This window comes from Pseudomonas sp. EL_65y_Pfl1_R83 (assembly GCF_963970695.1).
Classification (GTDB): domain Bacteria; phylum Pseudomonadota; class Gammaproteobacteria; order Pseudomonadales; family Pseudomonadaceae; genus Aquipseudomonas; species Aquipseudomonas tritici.
The window spans coordinates 1-464 of sequence record NZ_CAXAQI010000384.1; the positions used below are offsets into that span (position 1 = coordinate 1).

The 464-nt window shown below is 65.7% G+C and carries 1 protein-coding gene; it reads left to right on the forward strand.

Annotation, left to right across the window (positions count from 1 at the left end; translation table 11 throughout):
- Nucleotides 1–154: 154 nt before the first annotated feature.
- A partial coding sequence (locus AACY08_RS29430; protein ID WP_339472601.1) for a YeeE/YedE family protein occupies nucleotides 155–464 on the forward strand: 310 nt, incomplete at its 3' end.

Here is a 464-nt window from a genome sequence, read left to right on the forward strand (position 1 = left end):
CTCAGCTTTTCAACGCGAACGTAACTGGCGCGACGGCCAGTGCTGCGACGGCGGCACGCCAACGCATCAACCCTGCCGACCGCCAGGCTCAAGCGATGGCGATGGACGCCACAGCCTGAATGGCGCCATTGAGGTTGCCGCTGGATATGCTCTGATGGACTGGACCAACGCCACGCCGCTCGCTGCCTTGACGGGCGGAATATTGATCGGATTGGCGTGCGCGATCATGTTGCTCGGCCTCGGCCGGATAGCGGGCGTGAGCGGCCTCGCCGCGCGTGCCTTCGCCCTCTCACAGACTGGCCCGCCGTGGAGAATTGCTGCGGCTTTCATTGTCGGCCTGCCGGTCGGAGCGGGGATCGCGAACCTGATCTCAGGTCCGGTAATTGCCCGTTTTCCATCCTCGCCGGCGGTGGTCCTGATCGGCGGGCTGCTGGTCGGCTTCGGTACCCGGATGGGCAGCGGCT